This is a genomic window from Constrictibacter sp. MBR-5 (assembly GCF_040549485.1).
Taxonomy (GTDB): domain Bacteria; phylum Pseudomonadota; class Alphaproteobacteria; order JAJUGE01; family JAJUGE01; genus Constrictibacter.
Genome location: NZ_JBEPTK010000007.1, coordinates 101085 through 127129 on the forward strand (window position 1 = coordinate 101085; position 26045 = coordinate 127129).

The window sequence follows — 26045 nt, forward strand, 5'->3', positions numbered from 1 at the left end:
CCCGCTCACAGCAGGATTTCCTCTTCCAGCTCGCCGTCCGTCGCGGTGTCATCCGCGCCGGCGACACCTCGGCGCGCCTGCAGGTCGACGGCCAACCGCTCGATACTGGCTTCGAGGAGCGCGCCAAGCGGCAGGTTGATGCCGACGTCGCGCGCGATCCGGTTGCGCAGGTCGATGTTCATCATCGAATCCAGCCCCAGTTCGGTCAGCAGCGCCGCCGGCTCCGGATCGGCCGGCGTACCCAGAAGCTCGCGCACCTGAACCGCGAGATAGGTGCGGATATCGGCGACCGTCGGCACAGCCGGCAGGACCGCCGCCACGTTGCGGCGGGCTTCCGCCACCGGTGCCGCGGCCGCGGTCCGTGCCGCACCTCGGCGCAGGTCGGCGAGCAGGCTCGGCACCGGCTGCACGTCGGCCAGGACGCGCTCCCAGCGGACGGGCAGTACCGCGATCTGGCTGCGGTCCGTCGCGATCAGGTCGAAGAGGATCGCCATCCCGTCGTCCGGCGTGATCGGGTCGAAGCCTTCGCGCGACAGGCGCTCGGCATCCCCCGCCACCATGCCGATCTCCGACCAGCGTCCCCAGTCGATGGCCAGCGCGGGCTCGCCGTCGGCGCGGCGCAAACGAGCCAGCGCATCGAGAAACGCGTTCGACGCCGCATAGGCGCCCTGTCCCGGCAGGCCGAGGAGCCCGGCCGCCGAGGCGAACAGCACGAACATGTCGAGCGGCAGGCCGAGCGTCAGCCGATCGAGATGCCGCGCGCCGAGGACCTTAGCCGCCGTGGCCTCGTCGAGATCCTCCTCCGTGAGGCGGTGCAGCGCCGTCTCCTGCAGGGTCCCGGCGAGGTGGAAGACGCCGCGCAGCGGCGCGCGTGCAGCGATCCGTTCGAGCAGGCCCTGCAGGGCCGCCTCGTCGGTCACGTCGGCCTGTTCGATCCGCAGGTCGACGTGCGCGCCGGCCATGGCGGCGATGGCGTCCCGCGCCGCCGCGTCCGGCGCCGAGCGGCCGACCAGCACCAGATGCCGCGCACCGCGCTCCAGCAGCGCCCGCGCCAGCCGCAGGCCGAGTCCTCCCAGTCCGCCGGTGATCAGGTAGGTGCCGTCGGATTGGATCGGGGCAGCGCCGGCCGGGACGGTCGGCGCGGCGGGGGTCAGCCGTGGCACCCAGGTTCCCTCGGACCGCAGCGCAACCTCCCGCTCGGCCGTATCACGCTGCAGTCGATCCGCGAGCCGGCGGGCCGACAGCTCCGGCGCTTCGGCCGGATCCAGGTCGACCAGCGCCCCGGCCAGTTCGGGATGCTCGCGAAACAGCACCCGGCCGAGCCCCCAGAGCGCCGCCTGCACCGGATCGACCGGCTCCGCGCCCGCCTGCTGCGCGCCGCGGGTGACGATATGGATCGGACAGGCCGTGCCGCGCAGAAGCGCCTGAACGGTCGCCACGAGGCGGCCGCACCCCACCTGGAGCGGCCGGTCCGGGTCGGCGGCACCGTCGAGCCCAGCGAGATGGACGATGCCGCGCCAGGGGCCGCGCGCCGCCCCTGTACCGGGATCGGTGGCGCTGAACAGGCGGCAGGGTTGGCCCGCCTCTTCGAGCGCTGCGGCAAGGGCGACCCCCATGCCGCCGCGGTCGGCGAGGATCGCCCAGGCGCCGGAGGACGGCGCCACGGCCTGGCCGGCGCGCGCGACGACGACGCTCTGCAGCCCGCCGGGGGTCGGCACCTCCACGTCCGCGGCCGCCGCCTCGCCGAAGCCGCTCGCGGCCAATTGCTGCAGCCATTGCCGCCGCGACAGCAGCGGGTAGTCAGGCCGGAGGCCGTGATCGGCGAACCGCCACCACCCCTCCAGCAGGCCGAACGTCAGGTCGACCGGCACCGTCGGAACATTGACCTCCAGGAGTATCAGGTGTCCGCCCGGCCGGAGCAGCCTGCGGACGTTGGCGAGCGTCTCGCCGATGTCGCGCGTGGCGTGCAGCACGTTGGCCGCGATGACGATGTCATAGCCGCCCTCGATCCCCTGCGCGGCGGGATCGCGCTCGATGTCGAGCAGGCGATAGTCGACGAAGGGATAGTCGGGGAACGACTGGCGGGCCCGGGCGAGGAACAGGTTGGAGACGTCGGTGAAGCAATAGTCGCTGCGCGCCGGGTCGAGGCGCGGCAGGACGTGGTGGCTGGTGGCGCCTGTTCCCGCACCGATTTCGAGGATCCGCACCTTGGCGGGCGCCGGGATGGTCGCGACCAGCGCGGCGACCGCGTTCGCAACCAGCAGGTTGAGCGCGCGGAAGCCGGCGGAATCGCGGTAGAGGCGGGTCGCCGGACCGAGATCGCCGCCGGGAAAGAGCGCTTCGAGCGGATCGGAGGCGCCGCGGACGATCGCCGGCAGCGCGTCGCCGCAGCGCTGCAGCAGCGCAAGTTCCGCCGCCGCCCGTTCGCCGTGGCGTCGGCGGATCCGCGCGGTCTGCGCCGCGACGTCGGGCAGCTCGGGGCAGACCCACCCTTCCCAGCGGTCGCCGGTGGCGAAGACGCGGCCGTGCTGTTCCAGCACCTGCAGGATCCGGCCGACGAACGGCCGGAAGCGGGGCGCGGCTCCCAGTCGGTCGCAGATCTCCGCCGTCGACAGTGTCGTACCCGGAGCGGGCAACGCATCGGCGTCGCGCAGGAGTGCCACGATATAGCCGAGGCCGAGGGTCTCCAGGTCATCCGCCTGCTCGCGATAGTGCGGGCCGTTGACCTCTTCCAGCAGCGTCGCCATGCCGGCCGCCAGCCGCGCCCGGTCCGCCATGAACGCCCCCAACGGGATCGCCTCGGAGGCGGGAGTGGCTGCGGCGCCAGGTTCGATCTCGCGCCAGACGATCTCGTAGAGGGCGTCACGGAGGCCGCCGCTCTTCAGCAGCAGGGCGGGATCGGCCCGCCGGAACTCGAAGCCGCGCACCTCGGCGACGCAGGCACCGTCCGCATCGTAGACGGCGATGTCCGCGACCTCCCGGCCGCCGTCGGCCAGCCGCCGGCGCGCATGCCCCTGGAGCGGAAAGGCGTTCGCCCTGCGGCGGAAACGGAAGGTTTCCATCGCAAAGGGCACGTACGTCTCGTCGCCCTCGCCCATCGCCAGCACGGCGAGGGCCGGCTGGAGCAGCGAGTCGATCAGGCCGGGGTGGAGCTGGAAGGCGGGATCGACCGCCACGCCAATCGGCGGCTCGATCTCGAACAGGGCCTCGCCGTCGCCCGTCCACACGGTCCGGAGCCACGAGAAGGCGGCGCCAAGGTCGATGCGACGGTCGGCGAGCCGACGATAGACGGCGGCACCCTCGATCCGCTCGCCGCAGCGGGGCCGCACCGCATCGGCATCGCGCGTCGGCGCAGGCTCCTCTTCACCGAGGACACGCAGCAAACCGGTGACGTGCAGCTTGTGTCCGCCGCCGTCCTCGTCCGTCTCCTCCTGGACGGGGAAGCTGACGAGACGCACCTCCTGTCCTGCCGGCGCCGGGAGGAACTGCACCTGGACGCGGCGGCCTCCGTCGTCGGGAAGCACGAGGGCCTCGGCGAAGGCGATGTCCGACAGGACGCATTGCCGCGCGCCGAACGCCAATTCGCTCGCCGCGAGGAGCATCGACAGATGGCCCGCGCCGGCGACGACGATCCGCCCGAACACCCGATGCTCGCCCAGCAGCGGCAGGCGCGCGGGGTCGAGATCGGCTTCGAAAACGATCTGCGGCAGGCCCGGCGTGCGGATGCGGCGGTGGACGAGCGGGTGCAGGATCGGCCCTTCCGCCGCGACGGCGCCGGACATGCGCGGCGGCTCCAGCCAGAAACGCCTGTGCTCGAACGGATAGGTCGGCAGGTCGATCCGGCGGCGCGCCGCCGGGTCGTACAGCGCCGTCCACGCAACCGGGTGTCCGGCGCGGAACAGGCTCGCGACGCTCTCCAGCATCTGGCGGCTCTCGCCGACGCCGCTGCGCAGCGACGGCAGCAGGATCGGGCCGTCCACCGCACCGTCGCGCGCGCCGCGAATCAGGCCGAGGAGCACGGGCTTCGGCCCCACTTCGACGAAGGTCGCGCAGCCGACAGCCTGGGCCGCCTGCACGCCCGCCATGAAGCGGACGGGCTCGACGATGTGCCGCACCCAATAGTCGGGATCCGCCAGCAGGTCCGTCTCGATGCGGCCGGTGACGTTCGAGACCACCGGGATGCGGGGCAAGCGGAACTGCACCGTCTCGGCCTCGGCGCGGAAGGCGTCGAGGATCGGCCGCATCAGCGGCGAATGGAACGCATGCGAGGTCTTGAGCGGCACGGTCTGCACGCCCTGGGTCTGGAACGTCGCTGCCAGTGCGGCCACCGTACCGGCATCGCCCGAGATGACGGTGCTGTGCGGGCCGTTCACCGCGGCGACGGCCACGCGATCCGCAAAGGGCGCGAGGGCGGCGGACACCGTGGCCTCATCGGCCATCACCGCCGTCATCGATCCGTCGCGCGGCAGAGCCTGCATCAGGCGTCCGCGCGCTGCGATCAGCCGCAGCCCCTCCTCCAGGGTGAAGACGCCGGCGACGCAGGCCGCGGCGTATTCGCCGACGCTGTGGCCGATCAGCACGGCCGGCGCGATGCCGAACGACTGCCACAGTTTCGCCAGCGCATATTCGACGGCGAACAGCGCCGGCTGCGTATAGGCGGTGTCGTCGAGCGGCGTCGCCGCGCCCTCGGCGGGATGGATCACGTCCAGGAGCGGGCGATCCAGGTCCTCGGCGAGGATCTCGGCGCAGAGGTCGAGCGTCGACCGGAAGACCGGCTCGATGCGGTAGAGCTCGCGCGCCATGCCGGCATACTGGGCGCCCTGGCCGGTGAACAGGAAGGCGACCCCCCCGGCATCGCTGCCTGCAGCGCCGCCCTCGGGCGGCAGCGAGAGCTGGGCGACGAGTTCCGCCCGCGTCGCGAACACGGCCGCGAAACGGTGCGGGAAAGCGTGCCGGCCGGTGTTAGCCGTGTAGCAGAGGTCTTCCAGGGGCAGCGACGGGTCGGCGGCGACGCGCGCGCGATAGCGCTCGATCAGCAAGCCGAGCGCCGATGGCGTCCGGGCGGAGAGGCCGAGCACGTGGCAGGGCCGCTCCACCGCCGGCACCGCCCGTTCGACCGCCGGCGCCTCTTCCAGGATGACGTGCGCGTTGGTGCCGCCGATCCCGAGCGAATTGACGCCGGCGCGCCGCGGCGAGGCGCCGGCCGGCCAAGCCGTCGCCTCGGTGTTCACGCGGAACGGCGTTCGTGCGAAGTCGATCGCCGGGTTCGGGCGCTCGAAATGCAGCGTGGCGGGGATCCGGCCGTGCCGGACCGCCAGCACCGCCTTCATGAAGCCGGCGATCCCCGACGAGATCTGCAGGTGACCCACATTGGTCTTCACCGAGCCCAGCGCACAGAAACCCGTGGCATCGGTGTCGGCGCGGAAGGCGCGCGTCAGGCTGGCCACCTCGATGGGATCGCCGATCGCCGTGCCGGTGCCGTGTGCCTCGACGAAGCCGATGCTGGCGGCATCGACGCCCGCCACATCCAGCGCCTCGCGGACCACGTCGCTCTCACCGGCCTCGCTGGGGGCCATGTAGCCGACCTTGCGCAGGCCGTCATTGTTGATGGCCGAGCCCTTCACCACTGCGAGGACAAGGTCGCCGTCGCGCTGCGCATCGCTCAGCCGCTTCAGCAGCACGGCACCGACGCCGCTGCCGAAGATCGTGCCGCGCGCGGCCGCGTCGAAGGCCCGGCAGTGACCGTCGGGCGAAACGATCATGCCCTCCTGGTAAAGATGGCCGATCGCCTGGGGGCTCTGGACCGAGGACGTGCCGGCGAGCGCCATGTCGCATTCGCCGGCGATCAGGCTCTGCACCGCTTGGTGGATCACCACGAGCCCGGTCGAGCAGGCGGTCTGGATATTGAGGCTGGGCCCGCGGAGGTTGAGTTTGTAGGAGACGCGGGTGTTCAGATAATCCTTGTCGTTGGCGACCATGAGCTGGAAGCCGCCCATGGAATCCAGCGTCATCGTCCGCAGATCGTCCTGCGGATCGAACCGGCCGCGGTTCGGCAGCACGTTGTTGACGAGATAGGTGTTCATGCTGGCGCCGGCATAGAGGCCGATCGCGCCCGGCCAGGTCAGCGGATCGTAACCGCCGGCCTCCATCGCCTCCCAGCAGCATTCGAGGAACAGCCGGTGCTGCGGGTCCATGGTCTCGGCCTCCTTCTCGGAGAAGCCGAAGAAGGTCGCATCGAAGCCCGCTGCGTCGTTCAGCACCGGGCTGGCTGGCACATAGGCGGGATCGCCGAGGCTGCGTGGATCGACCGCACCGGTCAATTCGGCGCGATCGAAGAAGCGGATCGATTCGACGCCCTCGCAGAGGTTGCGCCAGAACTGGTCCGGATCGTCGGCCCCGGGGAAGCGGCAGGCGATGCCGATCACCGCGATGTCGGTCTCGCGCGCCCCGCCCCGCCGGCGCGCGATCCGCGACCGGCGCACCGGATCCTCGGGCGCCCGCGCCTCGCCGCCCGCGGCCCGGCCGCCGAAATAGCCCGCCTGTGCCGCGACGGACGGGTGGAGGAAGAGTTCCGAGAGCGGCACGTCGCCGAACAGCCCTTCCAGCCGCGCATGGACCTTGATCAGCAGCAGCGAATGCCCGCCGAGGTCGAAGAAATTGTCGTTGCGCCCGACGGCCGGCACGCCGAGGACTGTGCGCCAGATCTCGGCGATCCGGCGCTCGATCTCGGAGGCCGGCAGATCCGCGGCGTTACCGGCAGTGCCGGGGGCCGCGTCGTAGGTGGCGATCGCGCCGGCGAACTCACCCGCCTCGAACGCCTGCCGGAGGCTGCTGCGCTGGATCTTGCCGATGCTGGTACGCGGCATCGCCGCGCACGCCAGCGGAATGACGAAGGCGGGCGACAGTCCGACGTTGCGCACGAGGTGGCGCCTGACCCGAACCGCCACCTCCCCCCAGGCGGCCGTATCGTCGCTCTCGGGGCTGAAGGCGACGGCCATAGCCTCGGTCGGCTGCCCCGGTGCACGGACGGGAAACACGCAGGAATAGGAGACGGCCACCCCGTCGACCGCCTCGACCGCCGCCTCGATCTCGTGGACCGGGATGTTGCGGCCGTTGACGACCAGTTCGTCCTTGTCGCGGCCGGTGACGTGCAGTTCGCCGTCGCGCACGAAGCCGAGGTCGCCGGTGCGGAACCAGCCGTCCGGCGAGAAGGCTTCCGCGTTCTTATCGGGATTTTGGTGATAGCCGGAGGTTACCGACGGTCCGCGCAGTTCGAACCGGCCGATTTCGCCTTCGCGCATCAGATCGCCGCGCTCGTCGACGATGCGGATCTCGGCACCCGGAATGGGCCGGCCGAGCGGCACGTAGATCAGGTCGTCGGTGAGCCGCTCGCGGGTCAGGCCGGAGGACCAGGTGACGCCTGAACATGTCTCCGACATGCCGAAGGCGGGGCGTAGTGCATCGGCCGGCAGGCGCTGGCGCTCCAGGATCTCCAGGAAGCGACGACCCGTCTGCGCCGCGACCTGTTCCCCGGCATTCACCAGAAAGCGCATCGACGAGAGGTCGAACCGCGGCTCCGCCAGTTCCGCCTCGCACTTGTTGACGAGGTCGAAGGCGAAGTTGGGCGCCCAGGAAATCGAGCCCCGATACCGGTCGATCAGGGCCAGCCAAGCCAGCGGCTGCTCGACGACCAGCCGCGTCGGCACGTGCACCTGAGACGCACCCAGCCAGACGGGCAGGACGCTCATGAAGACGATGGCGCCGACATGATCGAGCGGCATCCAGTTCAGCGTGACGTCGCCGGCGTGGAAGCCGTTCATCTGTGCCGTGCCCGCGGCCATGGCGCGCAGGTTCGCGTGGCGCTGGACGACGCCCTTCGGCAACCCCGTGCTTCCCGACGTGAACAGCAGCAGGGCGACGTCTTCGGGGTCGACGTCGGGCAGATCGACTGTCGGATCGCCGCGGCGGAGATCTTCGGGCGAGGCGAGGTTGCAGGCCGCCGGCTCACCTCCCAGCGCCCGACCGAGCGCATCGAGCGCCGCGCTGTCAGCGACCAGCAGCGGCTCGCCCAGCATGGTCCAGACGTTGCGCAGCTTCAGGAAGTTCGCATTGTCCGGCGAGAAGACTGACGTCACCGTCACCGGAACGGCGACATGGCCCCCGAGGAAGCAGGCCCAGAGCAGCGGTATGAAGTCGTCGCCGCGATCCACCTGGAAGACGACAGGATCGCCCTGTCGCACACCACGTTCGCGCAGGCCGCCGATAATGCGGCGGGCATCCTCGGCGAGCGCCGTATAGGACTGAAAACTCCCCGCATCGACGCCGTCCGCATAGACGACGCCGCGCGCGGCGTCGGCTCCAGCGCGCAGCAGCGCCTCGCCCATGGTGGGCGGCGCATTGGCCGGAAGGCGAAGCGCACCGCCAGCCGACCATGCCGGACGTTCGCCGTCATCCCCGCGGCCGCTCATCCTCACCCTCCCCGACGCGACGGACCGGACGATCGCTTTGCGCGACGCTCCGGCATGCGAACCGACTTCGCTCTTTCTTGGATACCGGGGGCCGTCGCCGCCACCAGCGCGACGAAGAACAACGGCATTGCCGACGCCGAACCGATGGCGCACCCCGAACGCACTTCTCCGTGTTCGCTCTGCGCCGTCCTGCGTGCGCAGGGCCCCGCAATCGTTCATGAAGTGTACTAGGGTGCCGTACCTGCCGCAACGGCAAGTCACCCCCCCAATTCTGGTACTTCACATGTTCCACAGTCGTGACACAGACCGGGCGAGGCACAACGCCCCCACGCGCAGCAGACCCGAGATCCGCGAAGATCACCAGCGCGTTTCTCAAAAGTAAATTCCGTCGGATATTTTCTTTAATTCGCGATAATATTGACGTTCCGATCAGCAATAGACGCGGAATTGTGCAATCTTCGAATGGCACGCTCTTCGGCAGGAGAAAGGCCCTACAAGCCGGAATGCGCGGTGGCTGTCGCCAACGCCCGGGGATGCGATGGCGCCGCCGCACCACGGTCATCGGTCTTCGGCTGCATTCCACGCGACAGGAACACCTGGTCGACAGCCAGTAGAAGGTCCATCGGAACGTCGATCCCCAGACGAGCGGCAGTCGCGAGATTCACCGCGACCGACGGCGCGAACGTCATCTCCGTTTCGAGCGATCCCGGCGGTGCACCCCCGAGAATGCTGATGGCCATCTGCGCCGCCTTAGCGCCGGCGCGCTCCGCGGCCGTAGCGGAGGGACCGAGTAGGGCGCCGTGCCGCACCAGCGGCGTGCCTTCGAACGCGAGCGTCGCGACGCGCCGGTCGGCCAGCGCTTCGAGAAGCGCGGCGCTGCCGGGCGTATCGGGGTCGAAGCAGCCCAGGGACGGAATGACGAAGGCATCGATATGCGTCGCGAGCAGGGATCGCAGGGCGGTTTCGCAGGCATCCGGCGCGCCGTCCATGCCACGATAGAGCTCCAGCTGGAATCCGCCGTCCCGTGCCACCTCGCGCAGTTTCGTAACGATCGGTCCATTCTCGTGTTCGGCGACCATCGCGCCGAGCCGCCGGATGTTCACCACCTCGTGAAAGAGGTGGAACATGTCGTTCCACTGCCGGGTCAGTTGCAGCACGGCGAAGTTCGCGCGGTTCCGATGGCGCTCGCCGCCGACGAGTCCCGCCTGGCCGGGATTGACGACATCGAGCGCGAGGACCGGAGCACCGCCATCCTCCGCGAGAAGCGCCCGCGACGCGGCCGTGCCGAGCGAGAGGATCAGATCCAGGTCGACGCGCGACGTCAGTCGCCGGGCGGCAGCCTGCATGGTGTCCGGCGTGAGCGGCGCATCGAGGGTGATCCGCGCACCGTCCGGGACGACGATACGATCCCGCCAGCCACTCTCCGCCATTCCGTGCAGAAAGCCGTCGACCGCCAGCCGGTGGCTCCAGGCGTCGCTCGCCTGGAGAATGCCGATCCTAACGGGCGGCGGGTCGACCTGAGCGCCGGCTGCCGGAGGCACGAGCGTCAGAACGAACAGCGCCGCGGCGAGAAGGCGCCTCATACCGTCCATTCCCGTTCCGGTGCGGAAGCAGGCCCCGACCATCCCACGATCGGTGCGGTTCCCAACAGATCGGACAGCCCGACATCTTCTCGCACCACCCGATCGGGGCGACGATCCGCCGCCAGTGTCAGGCACCCCCCTTCGACATCGAGGGTGTCGGTCCACCAGCGCCGGCCGCCCGGTCCACATCCCTCGCCCACCCTTCTCACATCGGCTTCGGAGGCCAGCAGGCCGTTACCGTCCGCCTTCAGGACCGCCTCGCGCAGCGACCATGCCCGCAGGAGGCGACGGCAGTCGGGATCGTCGCCATCCACCTCGCGAGGCAGGAGAAATCGGCGGAACGCCTCGCGCTCCACCGGCCTGAACCACTCGACGTCCACCCCGAGCCGATAGCCGGTGCCGACCGCCACCGCGACGAGATCGCCGGCATGGCTCAACGAGAAGTCGGCGGCGGAGCCGGCGAGGTGCGGCCGCCCGGTCGGCGTTCGCGTCCAGGCGTTCAGGTCGCTCTCGGCGGCGAAGCCGAGACGGAGGAGTGCATGCCGCAGGGCGAGGCGGACAACGAGACGCGCCAGCCGGTCTTCGGCGCGCCGGTAGCGGAGGATCTCGCCCTGCATGCGCGGCGTGAGGTGCGGGAGGCCGCGCATGAGGGCGTGCTCGGGATCGCTGCCGGCGACCCGGCAAAGGATCACCAGAACAGGCGCACCGCCCGCCCCCTCAATGTCAGGCATAGCGGCGGCCGGCCGCCGCAGGAGCGCGGGCGAGCGTCTCGACGATGATCGGGGCGATCGCATCGATATGGTCGAACAGGAAGAAGTGGCCGCCGGGGAACGCGTGCGTCTCCAAGGACCGGCTCGTCTCCCATTCCCACGACACCGCCTGCGCCTCGTTCATGTCGTCCATGCCGAAGAAGGCGACGATCGGCACGGGGACCGGCCGCGGCGCCGGCGTCCGGTAGCCTTCCAGCAGGGCGAAGTCGCGGCGCAGGATCGTTTCGAAGAAGTCCCGATACTCCTCGACCTGCATGATCTCGTCGGGGACGCCGCCATAATTGCGCACCTCGGACCAGAACGCCTCCTTCGGCAGGTGGGAGATCGCCTTCGCCTTCCGGGCCGGCGGCGCCACCGTGCCCGAGACGAACAGCGCCTCCGGCATGCGCCGGCCGCCCTGGTGCAGCGCATGCACCAGCCCGTGCGCGAGAAGCGCGCCCATGCTGTGCCCGAAGATCGCCCATGGCCGGTCGTCGGGCGGCGCCAGCGTCGCGGCGATGTCGCGGATCGCCGCCTCCGCCGTCGCCGGAGGCGCCTCGCGCGCGCGCTTGCCGTGGCCGGGCAGATCGTAGCACACCACGTCGAATTGCGGCTCCAGCGCCCGCTTCAGCGGCGCATATCCGTGCGCTGCACCGCCTGCGTGCGGCAGCACGTACAGGCGCGTCATCGCGACGGCTCGCGCTGGGCGGAATCGCGATATCGGGCATCCCGGCCCGCCGCAGCCGGCGGGTTCAGCGGACCGCTGACCAGGACCAGAAGCGCGCCGATCGGCGGCGACAGAAGCAGGGAGGCGAAGAAGTACCCCCAGAAGCCCAGCTTTCGGTTCCTGCCGAGCCAGGCGATCAGCAGCGCGAGAACGAAGTACAGGATGCCGAGCTTGATCACGGCCTACCCTCTTCGGTGGGAGAGACAATCACCTTGGCGGGAATCCTGGCGGACACGACGCTGTCCCACAAGCCGTGCAGCCTGTCGGAAAAGCGTGCGATCCGCTCGTCGAGAGTCTCGACCGCCGATTCCGCATGTTCGGCAGGCAGGCTATGCGGCCGTGAGCGTGGCAGATCGTCGTCCGGCGCGGCCGGCGGCCCCGCCTGTTCGGCCGAGGCGCTCTTCGATAGGCCGGCGCCGCCGCCGTCCGGGTTGAGAATGAGCGGCAGACCGTCCTTGCCGCCGACGACGACGATCTTGGCATTGTCGGACGCGGCGAGGGCCTGGGTCGCCTCGATGCCCTTGAAGCGCAGGAAGTTTTCGGACAGGCCCTCGTTGATGGCCTGCTGGTAGAGCCGGATGCCTTCGCCCTCGACCACGCGCCGGATCGCCTCCTTGTAGGTACGCTCCAGGATGAACTGGTATTTCAGGACCTGCTGCTCCTCGCGGAGCTTCTCCTCGATCGTCGTGCTCAGCCCGGCGGGCAGGCGCACCCACTTGAAGATGATCGCATCCACCTCGACGGGCAGCCGGTTGAGTTCGTGCACTGCCTCGATCGTGGCCTTCTCCTGAATCTCTTCCGGGGCCGTGCTGTAGAGTTCCTCCGGACGGTACTGGCCGATCGCTTCGCGGATCGAGGACAGGAACACCGGCCGGATCAGGACCCGCTCGTAGGCGGGCCCGTAGTTCACGTGAAGTTCGGTGACCTGGCTGCGGACGATCCGGTAGCGGATGGAGGCCGAGACCTCGATCGCGAGCCCCTCGCGGCTGAGGATCTGTATCTCCGTGCCTTCCTCCCGCACGCGCGCATCGTACACGTACATGATGTCCCAAGGCAGGATGAAGTGGATGCCCTCGTCATAGGTCCGGTCGCGCACCGTGCCGCCGAACAGCCGCGAGTAGAGAACGCCCACCTCGCCCGGTTTGATGCTGACCGTGACGTATGGCCAGAGCGCGACGAGCACGAAGAGGCCGACGATGATCGCGATGACCGCCTCGAGATTCGGTCTGCGCCGTCTTCTGGTCTGGTTCATGCCGGGTCCCCCCGCCCTCTCCCCGGAATGGTATCGCGTGTCATTGGAAAGACCGCGCGGTGCGGCTGCCATACCGGTAGCCGTCGAGCGCGAAGTTCAGGCACTCCAACTCGCGCGTGACGCAGACGTCGGCCGTACCGCCTCCCTCGCCCCGGCAGATGTTGAAGAGCGCCGGGCAGGCCGATACGCGCCCGACGAACTCGCTGAGACCGGCGTTCGTGCGCGCCGACTGGTGCGCAAACACCAGGACGTCGCGCGTATAGCGCCTGGCGCAGCCCCTTATGCGATCGCCAAGGCTGGCACTGTCGCGATAGCAGCGAAGGCGAGCGTCGACGATGGCGCCGAACGCCTCCGCCTCGCGCAGCGGCACTGGGAGATGCGGCACCTCGCGGGAGAGCCGGACCAGGAATTCGGCATCGCTCTCGGTGCGCACGGGCGAGACGTTCCACGGAACGAACACCAGCAGCAACAGGACGGCGACGACGGCCGAAGCCGCAAAGATCGCCGCGAGCATCGCGCGGCTCCCGGCCGGCAGTCCCGGATCCGGCGCCGGTACGCCGCCCTCGCCGTCGGGTGCACGAGCGGTCATCGGTCCCGCGCCTCGCCGCCGTCGACCGACACGATCCGGCCGTCGCGCATCGTCACGACGCGGTCCGCGACATGGAAGTAGCGGTCGTCGTGCGAGATGGCGAGGATCGTGCGTCCTTCCTCGTTCAGGCGCGGCAGAAAGGTCTCGTAGAAGAAGCGGCGGAACTGGGGATCGAAGTCCGCCGCCACCTCGTCGAAGAGCAGGACCGGACGCTTCTCCAGCAAGGCCGCGATCACCGCCAGGCGCCGCCGCTGGCCGCTCGAAAGATCGGTGGTCACGAAACTTCCGTCCTCCGCGAGGCTGGTCCGGCCGCCGAGCTGCAGTTCCGTCAGCAGCCGATTGGCGTAGGCGTCGTCGCGCTGGCCGACGCCGTAGAGACGCTCGAACAGGTGAAAGTTCATGAGGACGATGGAGAAGAGGCCGCGATAGGCGTCGATCCCGATCTCCGGGACGGCGACGCCGTCGAGCCTGATCGACCCGGTATCCGGCGTATAGAGCCCGGCGAACAGCTTCATGAAGGAGGTCTTGCCACTGCCGTTGCCGCCGGTCACGAAGACCATCTCGTTGCGCTGCAGTTCGAAGGCGTCGACCTCGACCGAGAACTGCGTGGTGCCGTCAGGCGCCGGATAGGCGAAGCGCAGGTCCTGCAGGGCGATCCGCTCGAACGGCAGCGGCTCCGCCGGCTGCGTCGTCTCGGGCTCCCGCAGGGTCTGCAGCCGCTCTTCGAAGGCAAGGATGTTGCGGATCAGCATCTCGGCCTTCGACAGCGCCGGCAGCGCCGTGATCACGCTGGTGAGCGGTCCGAGCGAGAAGAGCGTGATGCCGATCAGCTTGATCAGGACATCGAGCTGGATCTCCACGAAGATCGGCAGGATGAAGATGATCGCCGCGACCGGGAAGAAGATGAAGGAGTTGAAGAAGGCGAGGCCGCGAACGTAGAGCTGCTCGGACTGCTGCTTGAGGGCGTGGCTCTCGGCGGCCCGGGCGTGGATCGCCTCGGCGAAGAGTTCGTCGCGCTTGGCACGGTTCATCTTCAGCTCGATGAACCCGTACAGCAGGTCCTTCAGGCTGAGCGTCAGCCGCGCGTCGACCGCCTGGACCCGGCGCTGCAGGACCGTCACCTCCTTGTGCATCGCGGCGAGCACCATGCCGCTGAAGGTCAGCGACAGGACGATGACCAGAAAGCCGATGGGCGACAGAACCAGGGCGAAGACGAAGGCCACGAGCATCAAGGTCAGGCCCGACAGCGCCACCACGAGATAGCGCGTCGATTCGACGATGACGTCCTTGTTGCCGATGATCTCCTGGTAGACCTGCCCTTCGTCGAGCTGCTCGAACTGCCGCAGGTTCAGGCGCCGGAAGGCGTCGGTGATCCGCGTCTGCAGGTCGTGGACGATGCCCAGGGCGATCGAGGTGAAATTGCCGATCGCATATTTGTAGCAGACATAGTAGCCGCCGAGCGCCAGCAGGAAGAGCACCAGGATACGGAGCGAAATCGATCCCGTCCGGAGATCGTCCAGCGCCAGTGCGACGCAGACGATGGTCGCTCCTTCGAGAGCCCCGGCGGCGATCGCCGCCGCCAGGATCTTCTTGGCACGGCCCCCCGAACGCTCCCTCAGAAGACTGAGTAAGAGCTTGTCACGCAAACAGGCCGCTCCCGTCGATCAGCATCGGGCCTCGTCAAGCCTCCCGAGCCGGCCATCCCCGCGAAGCCGGACGGAAGCGGGAACCGCAAGGATTGCGCCGAGGACAGGGGCCCCGGCGCCGTTTCGGAAAAATGGGCGACCGCGTACGCCCAACCCGCGTCGGTCAGGCCGCGGCGGCGCCGGTGCTGCCGGAACTGCCCGCCATGGCCTTGCCCTTCTCGAATTCCTTCTTGAAGGTCGCCTGGCTGCTGTTCACGTCGAAATCGTTCATGCTGCCGCCGGCCGCGAAATGGTCGGCGAAGACCCGGCCGACCGCATAGGTGGCGCCCGCGCCGAGCAGGCTGAGCGAGGCGGCACCCGTGGTGTAGCCGATCACGGGGATCACCTTCACGAAGCTGGCGATCATCGGCGTGATGGCCACCGGCACGACACCGCCGACGAGCGAGGCGATCACCGGCTTGGCGAGATGGCTCTGGAAGCTGACCTCGTGCTTCTGCGCGAGCGAGCGTACGAGATTCATCTGGATCGCAATGAGCCCCAACACGTCGATCAACGGCACAGGGGCGAGACCGAGGGCCATCGCGCCGTAGACGTGCTTGCGGATGATCTCGTCGATTTCCGCCTGGGAGACCCGCGCCTTCAGCGCTGCAACCGGAGGCGTCTCGGTCGCGGCTTCATTCTCGGGAGTCGTCGTACCTGACTTGTCTTTCGCCGTCTCGGCCATGATCGCATCCACTCCGTTGGGCCAGCCCGTGAGGCTCGCGTGGCAGATCACCCTCCCGCGACCGAATGCCTTCGGCCTCTTCCTGAGGACGGCTTATGCTACACGCATTACCATGATCCGACGAGTCCCATCGGCGTAGACCAAAAGAGGCATCGGCTTGGATTTGACAATAAACCCGCAGTTGCCTCGGCGGGCGGTTCCAAGCATTCGTTTAAGAGACGGAGAGGACCCCGACGGACGCCGCTCGTAGCAGCCGGACCTATTTTCCGGCCGCGACCCGGTAGATGACGCCGTTCTCGTCGTCGCCGACGAGCAGGCTGCCGTCGGGCAGTGCGGCGAGGCCGGTCAGGCGGCCCAGCTGGACATGGCCGCCGTCCTTGGCGTCGCGCACGAAGCCCGCGAGGAACGGCTCGATCGCCTTCGGCTCGCCGTTCTCGAACCGGATACGCACGACCTCGTAGCCAGCCGGCGGCTTGCGGTTCCACGACCCCCGCATGGTAGCGAAGGCGTCGCCGTCATAGGCGTCGGGGAACTGGCCGCCGTCATAGAACAGCAGCTGCATCGGCGCCGCATGAGCCGTGTAGAGCAGCACCGGCTCCTCGCTCTCCTTCGCCCATGCCTCGTTCGTCGTGCCCGGCGGCTCGTCCTGCGGATTGATGCCGCCCTTGCCCCAGACATAGGGCCAGCCGTACTTCTTGCCCTGCTCCAGCCGGTTGAACTCCTCCGGCTGTTCGTCATCGCCGAGCCAGTCGATGCCGTGGTCGAGCCCGTAGAGCGCCCCCGTCTTGGGGTGCCAGTCGATGCCGATGGTGTTGCGCAGCCCGGAGGCGAAGATCGTGCGGCCGCTGCCGTCGGGCTCGGCGCGCAGGACCGTAGCGCTCTCGTCGCTGGTTTCGGCGCAGGCGTTGCACGTGCTGCCGACGGTTATGTAGAGCTTGCCGTCGGGACCGAACGCCAGCGTGCGGTTCGGATGCTGCCCGCCGTCGGGAAGGTCGTCGACGATCAGCCGCGGCTCGCCGAGCGAGCCGTCCTCGTTGCGGTCGGCGACATAGACCTCCTTGACCGTCGTGAACCAGACCTCGTCGCCGCGCACTGCGACGCCGTGCAGGTCCTTCTTTTCGGCGACAGTCTTGCGCGTGTCCGCCTTTCCGTCGCCGTCGGTGTCGCGCAGCATCACCAGCGAGCCCGGACGCCGCTGCGAGACATAGACGGTGCCGTCGTCGGCGACGGCGATGATCCGCGGGTTCTCCAGATCCTCCGCGAAGGGCGCGATCTGGAAGCCGTCCGGCAGCGTCAGGGCACGGACATCTTCCTTGGTCGGCTTTTTCGGCGTCGGCTTGTAGACATGTCCCGTGATCTGGACGTCGGTCTTCTGCGCCAGAGCAGGCGAAGCGGCGGCGAGCGCACATGCGGCTGCGGCGACGGTGGGGCGGAGTTGCATCGGCTGCCTCCCGGTTGGGGTGCCGATGCAACCGAATCCACCGCGCGAAGTTCCGCGTTCGTCATCGACGTCGTCCGAGCCCGGCATCGGGAAGGGTCGCTCCTCCCGATGCGAGGGCTGCGCTTCGCCGCTCAGAACCAGAAGCTCACGCCCAGAAGCAGGGACGTGCTGTCCGAATCCTCCCCCTCCTCGCGCGCCATGCGGCCGGTCTCGCCGACCTTGCGCGCGTAGCCGACACCGACATACGGCGCGAAGTTTGGCACGAACTCGTAGCGCAGCCGCAGGCCGGCTTCGAACGAGGAGAGGCCTGAACCGGTGCCGGTGCGCGGCACGTCCTGCGCCGCGAATTCCACCTCGACTCGCGGCTGCAGGACCAGCTTTTGGGTGATGTGCTGGTCGTACTCGACCTCGACCCGGGCCGTGAGGTCGCCCCGCTCGGACAGGAAGGCCGAAGCGTCGACCTCCACATAGTAGGCGGCGAGGCCTTCGAGCCCGAGGACGAGGTGCGCCAGGCCCGCGTCCGGCTCGAAATCGTAGCGCAGGCCGGCCTGGGCATCGAACCATGGCGTCACCGCCCGGCTCCACAGGGCCTGAAGCTCGGCCTCCTCCGTCCTGCCGCCCCAGGCGCCCTCCCCCTCGCTCTTGAGCCAGAGCTTGTCGATGTCGCCGCCGTACCAGGCCTGGACGTCCCAGACATAGCCGTCGGCTCCATCCTGGACATGGGTCTCCAGCCGGTCGGCCATCACCTTCCAGGTCCGCATCCCGCCCTGGTTCGCGCGGAGCTGTTCACGCGCGGCGGACATCGCAGCGGGATCGAAGAGCGTGTCGGCCGCATGCACCGGACCGTCGAACGCCGCGGCCGGCGGCGGGGGATCCGCGACCGGCGCCGGCGCGGGCGCCGCTTCCATCCCATGGCCGGCATGCGGGTCGGCCGGCATGGCGGGAGCCGGTGCCGGCATGACGTGGCCGGCATGCGGATCGGCGGCCGGAGTCGGAGGCGGCATGATGTGACCGGCGTGTGGATCGGCGGCTGGCGCCGGAGGCGGCATCACATGACCGGCATGCGGATCGGCGGCTGCCGGAGCATGATCGGCGTGCGGTTGCGCCGGTGCCGGATCGGCGTGGTGCGCATGCTGCGACACGGCGGGAACGGCCCAGCCGGTAGCGACGACGGCGAATAGGATCGGCAGCGTCCTCATGCGGGGCCTCCATCCAGCGGCCGTACGCTGACGACGTTGAACATGCCCGCATGCATGTGGAACAGCAGGTGGCAGTGGAACGCCCAGTCGCCCGGCGCGTCGGCGGTGAAGTCGAAGGTCACGGTGCTGCCCGGCAGGACGTTGACCGTGTGCTTGCGCGGATGCCGGCCGGGGTGGCCGTTGACCACCTCGAAGAAGTGGCCGTGCAGGTGGATCGGGTGCTGCATCATCGTGTCGTTGACGAGGGTGACGCGGACCCGCTCGTTCCGGGCGAAGCGGAAGGGCTCGACGACCTCGCTGAAGCGCCTGCCGTCGAAGGACCACATGAAGCGCTCCATGTTGCCGGTCAGGTGGATCTGCATGGTGCGCGACGGCGGCCGCGGATCCGGATTGGGCTCCAGCGCGACCAGGTCGCGGTAGGTGAGCACCCGGTGCCCCACATCTTCCAGCCCCAGGCCGGGGTGCCCCGTCCGGTCCTGCGGCATCGGCGCGATCATGTCGACGCCGACCCCGACATGGACATCGGGCGGCGCATTGGCGGGGTCGCGCATGCTCATGGAACCATGATCCATGGAGCCGTGGTCCATCCCGGCATGGTCCATGCCTCCCGTCCCCATTCCTGCCATCCCCATGTCCGCCATGCCGAGCAGCGGGCGCGGGCGCAGGGGCGGCACCTCGGCCGACATGCCCATGCGCGGCGCCAGCGTGCCGCGGGCCATGCCGGAGCGATCGGCCGATTCGGCGACGATGGTGTAGGCGCTATCCTCGTCGGGTTCGACGATCACGTCGTAGGTTTCCGCGACGGAAATCTGGAACTCCTCCACGGTCACCGGCCGGACGTTCTCGCCGTCGGCGTTGACCACCGTCATGCGCAGGCCGGGAATGCGGACCTGGAAGACCGACATGGCCGAAGCGTTGATCACCCGCAGGCGCACCCGCTCGCCCGGACGGAACAGGCCCGTCCAGTTCTCCTCCGGTCCGTGACCGTTGACGAGGTAGGTGTAGGCGGCCCCGGTGACGTCGGCGATGTCCGTGGGGTCCATGCGCATGCCGGCCCACATCGCCCGGTCACGCAGCGGGATGCGCTGCTCCGGGTCGCCGTGATCGGCGAGACCGGCCAGGGTCAGGTGCCGGCGGTTGAAGTAGCCGCCCTCCTGTTTCAGCAGCCGCATGATCGTGTGCGGATGCAGAAAGCTCCAGTCCGACAGCACGAGCACATGCTCGCGGTCGTAGGCGACCGGGTCGGCATCGGCGGGGTCGATGATCATCGGGCCGTAGTGGCCGCGCGCCTCCTGCAGGTCGGAATGGCTGTGGTACCAGTAGGTGCCGGCCTGCCGCACCGGAAATTCGTAGTGGAACGTCTCGCCCGGACGGATGCCCGGGAAACTGATGCCGGGAACCCCATCCATCTGGAACGGCAGGAGAAGGCCGTGCCAGTGGATCGACGTGTCAGCCGCCAGCCGGTTCGTGACGGAGAGCCGGACGCTGCGGCCCTCGCGCAGGCGCAGGAGCGGCGCCGGCAGGGTGCCGTTGACGGTGATGGCGTGTCCGGTGCGGCCGCCCACGGAGAACGGCGTCTCCGCGACGGTCAGCGCGATGTGGTCGCCGGACAAGGTAGGCGCGACCGGCGGCAGGCCGGGCGTGCCGCTCCGGGCCCAGGCGGGCAGAAGCGGCAGCATGGACGCGGCGCCGCCGATCGCAGCCGCGCGGCCGAGCAGGGCACGCCGCGACAGGGGTGCGCAGGTGTCGTTGGAAGGCATGATACGCCTCGTCGCGAATGTGTCTCGATGGGAGAGGACGGTTCCGCGGCGGCGTGGCGCATGCACGCTGGCGGACTCGTCCCGACGTCGCCGCCTGTGCGGCGGTCAGGCAGCGCCGCGCGGCGGCCTGTCGAGACGGGAATGGGCGTGCTGCCATGTCCATGCGAGGCGGCCCGGCGCCGACGCCACGATCGTTGCGCGGCGGGCGATCTGTGTGGGACAGGCCTCTATCGCCGCGTGGCCGCAGGCCAGCGTGCAGCAGGCCATCATGGCGTGATCGGGCGCTGCCGGCGTCTGGTGCCCGGCGTCGCCCGAAGGTTGTGGCGAGGCGTGGCCCGCCCCGTCATGCGCCGCATCGAGCCCATGGTGCAGGCCGCCGGGTCCGCTGGCGGCGTGGCACGGCAGCATCTCGGAAGCGGGCGGCATCCGGGCAACGGACACGGATAGGGACGAGACCGTCAGCACCGCCAGCAGCATGCAGGCGAGCCACAGCCTCGTGCGGAGCGCGTCGATGATCGCGGTGGCGGACACGATCCGTTTCTAGGCCGGAGCGGCTCGCCGGTCAACGAAGCGGATCGCCGCCCGCACGCTACGCCGTCGGGACGAGGATCATCCAGGACACGCCGAACCTGTCGGCGACCACGCCGAAAATCTTGGCGAAGAAGGTCGGACCCAGGGGCATCTGCACCTGCCCGCCCTCGGCGAGGGCGTGGAAGTATCGGCGCGCGGTCGCCTCGTCGGCGACGGACACGGCGAGCGAGAAGCCCTGGAACGTCGCGTCCCCCTGGCTCATCCCGTCCGACGCCATCACCAGGGCGCCGCCGATGAGCAGGCCGCAATGCATGATCTTGTCCTCGGACCCGGGCGGGGGCGCGCAGCCTTCGACCGGCTTGCCCGTCGGATCGGGCGGCGCGTCCTTGAAGCGCATCAGCTCCTGGACCTCGGCGTCGAGCGCCGTGCGGTAGAAGGCGATCGCCTCTTCGCAGCGGCCGTTGAAGAACAGGTAGGGCTGGACGGTCACGGCAGGTCTCCTTCGGATACGGCCGTGCCACGTCGGCCGACCTTCGCGCCGCCGGCGTCGCGTTGCTTCACCCACTCCGCGCAGCGGCTTTGACGGCGCCCAGTAATGTTGATATCAACGTTTATGTCAACGCCAATCGACCGGAGACCGGCGTCTCGCCCCTCCGGAACAGGACGAGGAGAAGCACGATGACGGCGACACTCGCCACGAAGGAAGCGCCGGAGTCTGCCGAAAGCGGCATCCGCGCGCTCATAGAGAACTGGGCGGCCGCGGTCCGTTCGGCCGACGTCGATCGGATCATGGCCTTCTACGCCGACGACGTGATCGCCTATGACGCCATCGCGCAACTGCAGTTCGTCGGCAAGCCGGCCTATCGCGATCACTGGGCGTTCTGCATGAGCATGTGCGGCGGCATGATCTTCGACCCCGGCGACATCACGGCGTCGGCGGACGGCGACGTGGGCTTTGCCCATTGCCTGATCCGCTGCGGCGGCGTCGGCCCCAACGGCCAGGAGCAGGCGAGCTGGATGCGGATGAGCGCGGGATACCGCAGGCTGGCCGGCCAGTGGAAGATCGCGCACGAGCACTTCTCCGCCCCCTTCGACATGGAGAGCGGCAAGGCGCTGTTCGAACTGACCCCGTGAGGGCCTGCGGTCACGGCGGCGCCGCGCGGCTCGATCACGACCGAACGGCGCGATAACCACGACGAGAGAGCGACGTCCGGTGCGCCGGGTGCTTTCGCAATCGGCCGATGTCGGTCAGCATGTGGCCGCAGCCCGTCCGGCCGCATCGGGAGAGCCATCATGAGACTGGGCATCGTATTCCTGCCGGTTCAGAACACCGCCGCGGGAACGCCCGTGCGTCGCATCGTCGATACCGCCCGGCGGGTCGAGGCGCTGGGCTTCGCCGGCCTCTGGATGACCGATTCCGTCGGCCGCGGACCAGCCTCGCTCGATCCCCTGATCGCCCTGTCCGCGGCGGCAGCGGTGACCGAGAGCATCGAACTGGGCACATGCGTGCTGCAGGTGCCGATCCGGCCGCCGGTCGATGCGGCCCACCGCATCCGCTCGCTCGACGCGCTGGCGGGCGGGCGGCTGCGCCTCGGTGTCGGGACCGGCTCGACGCAGGCGGACTTCAGCCTGTTCGGCGCGGACTATGAGAGCCGCTTTCGTGCTCTTCCGGAGGTACTCGACACGATGCGCGCCGTGTGGCGCGGCGAGCCGGTCGCGGGCGTCACCCTGGCACCCTGGACGGGCATGCCTGCCGCGCCGCCGATCTTGCTCGGCGCATGGCGCAGCCAGCGCTGGATCGAACGTGCCGCACAGGAATGCGAGGGCTGGCTCGCCTCGGGCATCCACAGCTCATGGGAGGATCTGGAGCGCGGCATCGGACTCTACCGGGCGGCCGGCGGCAAGCGGGCCGCGGTCGCCAACGTCTCGATCGACATCCGCGACGAACCGAAGGTCACCCCGCTCGGCGCCCATTCGAAAATCTCGCTGATATGCACGCCGGCCGAAGCCCGCGAGCGCCTGATGCGCCTCGCGGATCTGGGCTTCGACGATGTCCTGCTGATCGCGCCTGCTGACGCCCCCCACCAGCTCGAGGCGATCCGCCAGCTCCTGTAGTCGAGAACACACGAGGGACGTCGCACATTCCCGTCGCCGCAAACCGCAACCCGGGCCAGCCGATATCGGACTGCAGCCGAACTGCGGTTTTTTGGAACAGGTCCGGTCTTCGCTGGTTACGCAGGGCATCGCTACGGCCAATGAGCCGGCGCGGGAGATCAATTGCCCGGAAGCATGGAGGTGCCGTAATGACTGCACGCACCATCACTGTCAGCAGCGCAATCGCTTCAGTTCTTCTATTTGCACAGACCGGACACGCGGCGAATACCGCAGCGGATAAAGCCGCATCTTCTCAGGCCACGCAAGCCGGCTCGGCAAGCCAAGCCAGTCAGCCCGGCGGCACGATCCACGGGCGGAGCGCCGGCGGTCAGGCCACCGCGGGTGCATCGAGTCAATGCCGCCAGGATCTGACCGCGCTGGGGCAGACGATGCAGGAGGATGGATACTGGCTGTCCGGCTATCGCAGCTACGGCACCACCGTCGCCGCGCCGGGTGCCACGGCCACCCCTTCCGCCGCAGGTCGCACGATGGGCCCCTGGGGTGACGTCGGATGGGAGACCCGCCCGCACGTCGAGATGCGCACGCTCTACCGGGCGGCCGACATCCTCGCGCAGCGGGGCAACGAAGAGGCCTGCCGCGAAGTGCTCGACGCCACGCGCACCACGTATCGGGAGTATGCCCAACAACTCGAGGGGATGGGCGTTCAGCCGCAGCAGATCAGCGACTGGCGCCAGGCCGAGATCGTCAACGCCAAGCCGGTTTCCGAAATGGCGTCCGCGGTACGGATCGAAGACATCATCGGCTCCGACCTGCGCAATGCGCAGGACGAGGACCTCGGCGAAGTCGAAGATGTTGTCCTCGATCCGGCGACCGGCGACGTTAAGCGCGTGATCGTCTCGCGCGGCGGCTTTCTCGGCATGGGCGAAGACCGCGTCGCGGTCCCATGGAACAAGCTTCGCGCGACGCCGGGCATGAACACCCTGGTGCTGCCGGTCAGCGAGCAGGCGATGGAACAGGCGCCGACCTACGACGGCACGATGTCGAGCGAAGCGGCCGATACCGACGCCTATTGGGACAAGACATTGGACAAATAGCCCACGCTCCGGTCGCGACCCGGACGATCGAGAGGGCGGCGGCGCATCGGCGCCGCCCTCTTTCCGCAGCCAGACGCCTGCTCTGCCGTCCGCGCGGGGCGACGCCCCGGAGCGGATCGGCTTGCGGGGCTGCTCACACGATCAGCCAGAGCATGGCACCGGCGGCCGTCCACAGGCTCACCAGGGAGGCGGCCAGCACGAATGCGCGCTCCCAACCCGGCGCCCGCGCCACGTGCGGCACATCGTGGATGTCCGGCGCCACACTTCCGGGATCACCCGGCGCGTCGGCGACCGGCGATCCCGCCGCAAGACGGCGGACGAGTGCCGGCACGTCGCCGACCGACGCGGGAACCGACGCGCGGCGCTGCTCCCAGTCGCTGATGAAGCGAACGAAATCCTCTTCCGGCAGCGCGCGGCTGAACAGATAGCCCTGCGCTTCCGTACAGCCGAGTTCCTGGACGAAGCGAAGCTGCTCGGCCGTTTCGACACCTTCCGGCTGGACACGCAGTCCCAGGCTGGAGCCGAGCGCGGCGACGCCGCGGACGATCGCCGCGTCGCGCGGGTCGTCCATGACCGCACCGATGAACGCCCGGTCGATCTTGATCTTCGACACGGGAAAGGCACGAAGATAGGTCAGCGTGCCGTAGCCCATGCCGAAGTCGTCGATGACGATCTGGACGCCGCGTCGCGCCAGAGCGGCGAGCTGCGGCAGTGCATCGCCGGCACGGTCCTCGAGCATCGCCGTCTCGGTAATCTCGATCTCCAGGCGCCGCGGATCGACACGGTTCCTGTCCAGTGCGGCGGTCACGGCCTCGTAGACGCCGGCATCCCGGAACTGCGCGGCGGAGACGTTGACCGCGACGGTCAGGTTGTCGAGCCCGGCGGCGTCCCAGCGGCGCAGCGTGGCACAGGCGGCATCGAGCACCCACGCGCCGAGCGGGCGGATGGCGCCCGTCGCTTCGGCGAGCGGCACGAAACGCGAAGGCTCGACGAAACCCCGCTCCGGATGCGGCCAGCGCAGCAGGGCCTCGGCGCCCGAGATGCGCCCGGTCGCGAGATCGACCACGGGCTGGAAGTGCAGTGTCAGGCCCGCTTCGTCGATCGCCTGGAGCAGATCGTCCTCGAGCGAATGCGTCTCCCTGACCTCGCTCTCCGCCTCCGGATCGGCGAAGCGAACCTGTCCCCGGCCGACGCGCTTCGCCTGGGTCAGCGCACTCATCGCCTCGGTCAGCATGCTCTCGGCGCTGGCCTCGGCGGCGAGCATCGAGATGCCGATCGAGCAGGAGGCCCGCATGCGGATGCCCTCGGCCCGGTACGGCTTGGCGAGGACGAACGTCAGACGCTCCGCCAGGCTCTCCGTGTCCGCCTGACTGCGCACGCCGGACTGGATGATGCCGAACTCGTCGGCGCCGATGCGCCCGATCATGTCGCCGCCGCGAATCTGCCGTTCCAGCCGTCGCGCGACGATGCGGAGCAGTTCGTCGGCCGTGCGGTGCCCGGCGGTCTCGTTGACAGCGCGGAAGCGATCGATGTCGCACACCAGCAGCGCGAGCCCTTCACCCGATGCGCGCGCCGCCCGCACCGCCTCGCCGAGCCGGTCCATGAACAGCGTCCGGTTCGGAATGGAGGTGAGCATGTCGTACGAGTAGGCGGCCGCGAGTTGGCGCTCGATGGCGCGTTCGGCCGTCACGTCGCGCATGATTCCGACGACGTCCCGCCCATGGTCGCCGGACAGATCCGGGCCGCGCATCGCCATCACGAGCCGGCCCTCGCCGTCTGGAGCGGGTATGCTGAAGCGCGCTTCTCCGGACGAGGCGCCCGGGCCCCGCTCCAGCAGCCGCTCGACCCGCACGCGATCACGGGGATCGACGAGATCGGCGAGCAGCCGCCCGATGCAGGTCTCCGGCTCCAGCCCCGTCACGGCCTGCCACGTATCGGACACCGACGCGAGCGTTCCGTCCGCACGGGCGCGGAACAGCGTGAAGCCGGGAACGGCCGCACCGAGCCATTCGAGGACGGCGGCGGATTGATCACCCGTGGCGGGATTTCTCTTCGCCAAACCAGGCTCGGGCAACTGCGCCATGGGGCTACCGCTTCGCCTCAAAAGATACGGACATTAAATACATGGTCCATCGGAAAAAGATAAGAAGTCGTTACTGAATGTCCG

At 69.2% G+C, this 26045-nt stretch carries 18 protein-coding genes; 3 read left to right on the forward strand and 15 right to left on the reverse strand.

Annotated elements, in window-relative coordinates; all coding sequences use genetic code 11:
- Positions 1-5: 5 nt before the first annotated feature.
- From ABIE65_RS15810 to ABIE65_RS15875, 14 genes are all read right to left on the reverse strand, one after another.
- Entirely contained in the window at positions 6-8468 is an 8463-nt protein-coding gene (locus ABIE65_RS15810; RefSeq protein WP_354078955.1) for an SDR family NAD(P)-dependent oxidoreductase, read from the reverse strand.
- 491 nt (positions 8469-8959) lie between these two features.
- The gene (locus ABIE65_RS15815; RefSeq protein ID WP_354078956.1) at positions 8960-10051 is read right to left on the reverse strand and encodes an ABC transporter substrate binding protein; all 1092 of its coding nucleotides are present in this window, start codon (positions 10049-10051) and stop codon (positions 8960-8962) included.
- Positions 10048-10782: a 4'-phosphopantetheinyl transferase family protein gene (locus tag ABIE65_RS15820; RefSeq protein WP_354078957.1), complete on the reverse strand. Its 735-nt coding sequence runs from the start codon at positions 10780-10782 to the stop codon at positions 10048-10050. Before ABIE65_RS15820 ends, ABIE65_RS15815 begins: the two co-directional genes overlap by 4 nt.
- Entirely contained in the window at positions 10775-11488 is a 714-nt protein-coding gene (locus ABIE65_RS15825; RefSeq protein WP_354078958.1) for a thioesterase II family protein, read from the reverse strand. Before ABIE65_RS15825 ends, ABIE65_RS15820 begins: the two co-directional genes overlap by 8 nt.
- Positions 11485-11706 carry a hypothetical protein gene (locus ABIE65_RS15830; protein WP_354078959.1) on the reverse strand — a complete coding sequence of 74 codons (222 nt, stop codon included), beginning with the start codon at positions 11704-11706 and terminating at the stop codon, positions 11485-11487. The genes ABIE65_RS15825 and ABIE65_RS15830 overlap by 4 nt, the downstream gene beginning before the upstream one ends.
- Positions 11703-12779, reverse strand: coding sequence for a prohibitin family protein (locus tag ABIE65_RS15835; RefSeq protein WP_354078960.1), 1077 nt, complete (start codon positions 12777-12779; stop codon positions 11703-11705). The genes ABIE65_RS15830 and ABIE65_RS15835 overlap by 4 nt, the downstream gene beginning before the upstream one ends.
- Positions 12780-12819: 40 nt before the next feature.
- Entirely contained in the window at positions 12820-13368 is a 549-nt protein-coding gene (locus ABIE65_RS15840; protein WP_354078961.1) for a hypothetical protein, read from the reverse strand.
- Positions 13365-15014 carry an ATP-binding cassette domain-containing protein gene (locus ABIE65_RS15845; protein ID WP_354078962.1) on the reverse strand — a complete coding sequence of 550 codons (1650 nt, stop codon included), beginning with the start codon at positions 15012-15014 and terminating at the stop codon, positions 13365-13367. Before ABIE65_RS15845 ends, ABIE65_RS15840 begins: the two co-directional genes overlap by 4 nt.
- A gap of 163 nt (positions 15015-15177) precedes the next feature.
- Entirely contained in the window at positions 15178-15738 is a 561-nt protein-coding gene (locus ABIE65_RS15850) for a YcjF family protein (RefSeq protein ID WP_354078964.1), read from the reverse strand.
- A 259-nt stretch (positions 15739-15997) separates the two neighbouring features.
- Positions 15998-17179 carry a PQQ-dependent sugar dehydrogenase gene (locus tag ABIE65_RS15855; protein WP_354078965.1) on the reverse strand — a complete coding sequence of 394 codons (1182 nt, stop codon included), beginning with the start codon at positions 17177-17179 and terminating at the stop codon, positions 15998-16000.
- A 131-nt stretch (positions 17180-17310) separates the two neighbouring features.
- Positions 17311-18378: a copper resistance protein B gene (locus ABIE65_RS15860; protein WP_354078967.1), complete on the reverse strand. Its 1068-nt coding sequence runs from the start codon at positions 18376-18378 to the stop codon at positions 17311-17313.
- Complete coding sequence (locus ABIE65_RS15865) at positions 18375-20138, reverse strand: copper resistance system multicopper oxidase (protein WP_354078968.1); 1764 nt, start codon at positions 20136-20138, stop codon at positions 18375-18377. The genes ABIE65_RS15860 and ABIE65_RS15865 overlap by 4 nt, the downstream gene beginning before the upstream one ends.
- Positions 20139-20243: 105 nt before the next feature.
- Positions 20244-20669, reverse strand: a complete 426-nt coding sequence (locus tag ABIE65_RS15870; protein WP_354078970.1) for a hypothetical protein — start codon at positions 20667-20669, stop codon at positions 20244-20246.
- 58 nt (positions 20670-20727) lie between these two features.
- Positions 20728-21159 carry a VOC family protein gene (locus ABIE65_RS15875; protein ID WP_354078971.1) on the reverse strand — a complete coding sequence of 144 codons (432 nt, stop codon included), beginning with the start codon at positions 21157-21159 and terminating at the stop codon, positions 20728-20730.
- Positions 21160-21347: 188 nt separating this feature from the next.
- On the opposite strand from ABIE65_RS15875, the gene ABIE65_RS15880 reads away from it, so the two are divergent.
- The 3 genes from ABIE65_RS15880 to ABIE65_RS15890 all read left to right on the forward strand — a co-directional run bounded on the left by ABIE65_RS15880 (position 21348) and on the right by ABIE65_RS15890 (position 23878).
- On the forward strand, positions 21348-21803 hold the full coding sequence (locus ABIE65_RS15880) for a YybH family protein (RefSeq protein WP_354078972.1): 456 nt from the start codon (positions 21348-21350) through the stop codon (positions 21801-21803).
- A gap of 159 nt (positions 21804-21962) precedes the next feature.
- Positions 21963-22784, forward strand: coding sequence for an LLM class flavin-dependent oxidoreductase (locus tag ABIE65_RS15885; protein WP_354078973.1), 822 nt, complete (start codon positions 21963-21965; stop codon positions 22782-22784).
- Positions 22785-22972: 188 nt separating this feature from the next.
- Entirely contained in the window at positions 22973-23878 is a 906-nt protein-coding gene (locus ABIE65_RS15890; protein WP_354078975.1) for a PRC-barrel domain-containing protein, read from the forward strand.
- A 133-nt stretch (positions 23879-24011) separates the two neighbouring features.
- Here the strand turns inward: ABIE65_RS15890 and ABIE65_RS15895 are convergent, their stop codons facing one another.
- Positions 24012-25937, reverse strand: coding sequence for a putative bifunctional diguanylate cyclase/phosphodiesterase (locus ABIE65_RS15895; protein ID WP_354078976.1), 1926 nt, complete (start codon positions 25935-25937; stop codon positions 24012-24014).
- Between the last annotated feature and the right edge of the window lie 108 nt (positions 25938-26045).

Excerpts from the sequence above, each read along its gene's own strand:
- ABIE65_RS15815 (WP_354078956.1), bottom strand. The coding sequence starts at position 10,051 with ATGAGGCGCCTTCTCGCCGCGGCGCTGTTCGTTCTGACGCTCGTGCCT.
- ABIE65_RS15855 (WP_354078965.1), bottom strand. The coding sequence starts at position 17,179 with ATGCAACTCCGCCCCACCGTCGCCGCAGCCGCATGTGCGCTCGCCGCC.
- ABIE65_RS15860 (WP_354078967.1), bottom strand. The coding sequence starts at position 18,378 with ATGAGGACGCTGCCGATCCTATTCGCCGTCGTCGCTACCGGCTGGGCC.
- ABIE65_RS15880 (WP_354078972.1), top strand. The coding sequence starts at position 21,348 with ATGACGGCGACACTCGCCACGAAGGAAGCGCCGGAGTCTGCCGAAAGC.
- ABIE65_RS15840 (WP_354078961.1), bottom strand. The coding sequence starts at position 13,368 with ATGACCGCTCGTGCACCCGACGGCGAGGGCGGCGTACCGGCGCCGGAT.
- ABIE65_RS15825 (WP_354078958.1), bottom strand. The coding sequence starts at position 11,488 with ATGACGCGCCTGTACGTGCTGCCGCACGCAGGCGGTGCAGCGCACGGA.
- ABIE65_RS15820 (WP_354078957.1), bottom strand. The coding sequence starts at position 10,782 with ATGCCTGACATTGAGGGGGCGGGCGGTGCGCCTGTTCTGGTGATCCTT.
- ABIE65_RS15810 (WP_354078955.1), bottom strand. The coding sequence starts at position 8,468 with ATGAGCGGCCGCGGGGATGACGGCGAACGTCCGGCATGGTCGGCTGGC.
- ABIE65_RS15835 (WP_354078960.1), bottom strand. The coding sequence starts at position 12,779 with ATGAACCAGACCAGAAGACGGCGCAGACCGAATCTCGAGGCGGTCATC.
- ABIE65_RS15885 (WP_354078973.1), top strand. The coding sequence starts at position 21,963 with ATGAGACTGGGCATCGTATTCCTGCCGGTTCAGAACACCGCCGCGGGA.
- ABIE65_RS15890 (WP_354078975.1), top strand. The coding sequence starts at position 22,973 with ATGACTGCACGCACCATCACTGTCAGCAGCGCAATCGCTTCAGTTCTT.
- ABIE65_RS15850 (WP_354078964.1), bottom strand. The coding sequence starts at position 15,738 with ATGGCCGAGACGGCGAAAGACAAGTCAGGTACGACGACTCCCGAGAAT.
- ABIE65_RS15865 (WP_354078968.1), bottom strand. The coding sequence starts at position 20,138 with ATGCCTTCCAACGACACCTGCGCACCCCTGTCGCGGCGTGCCCTGCTC.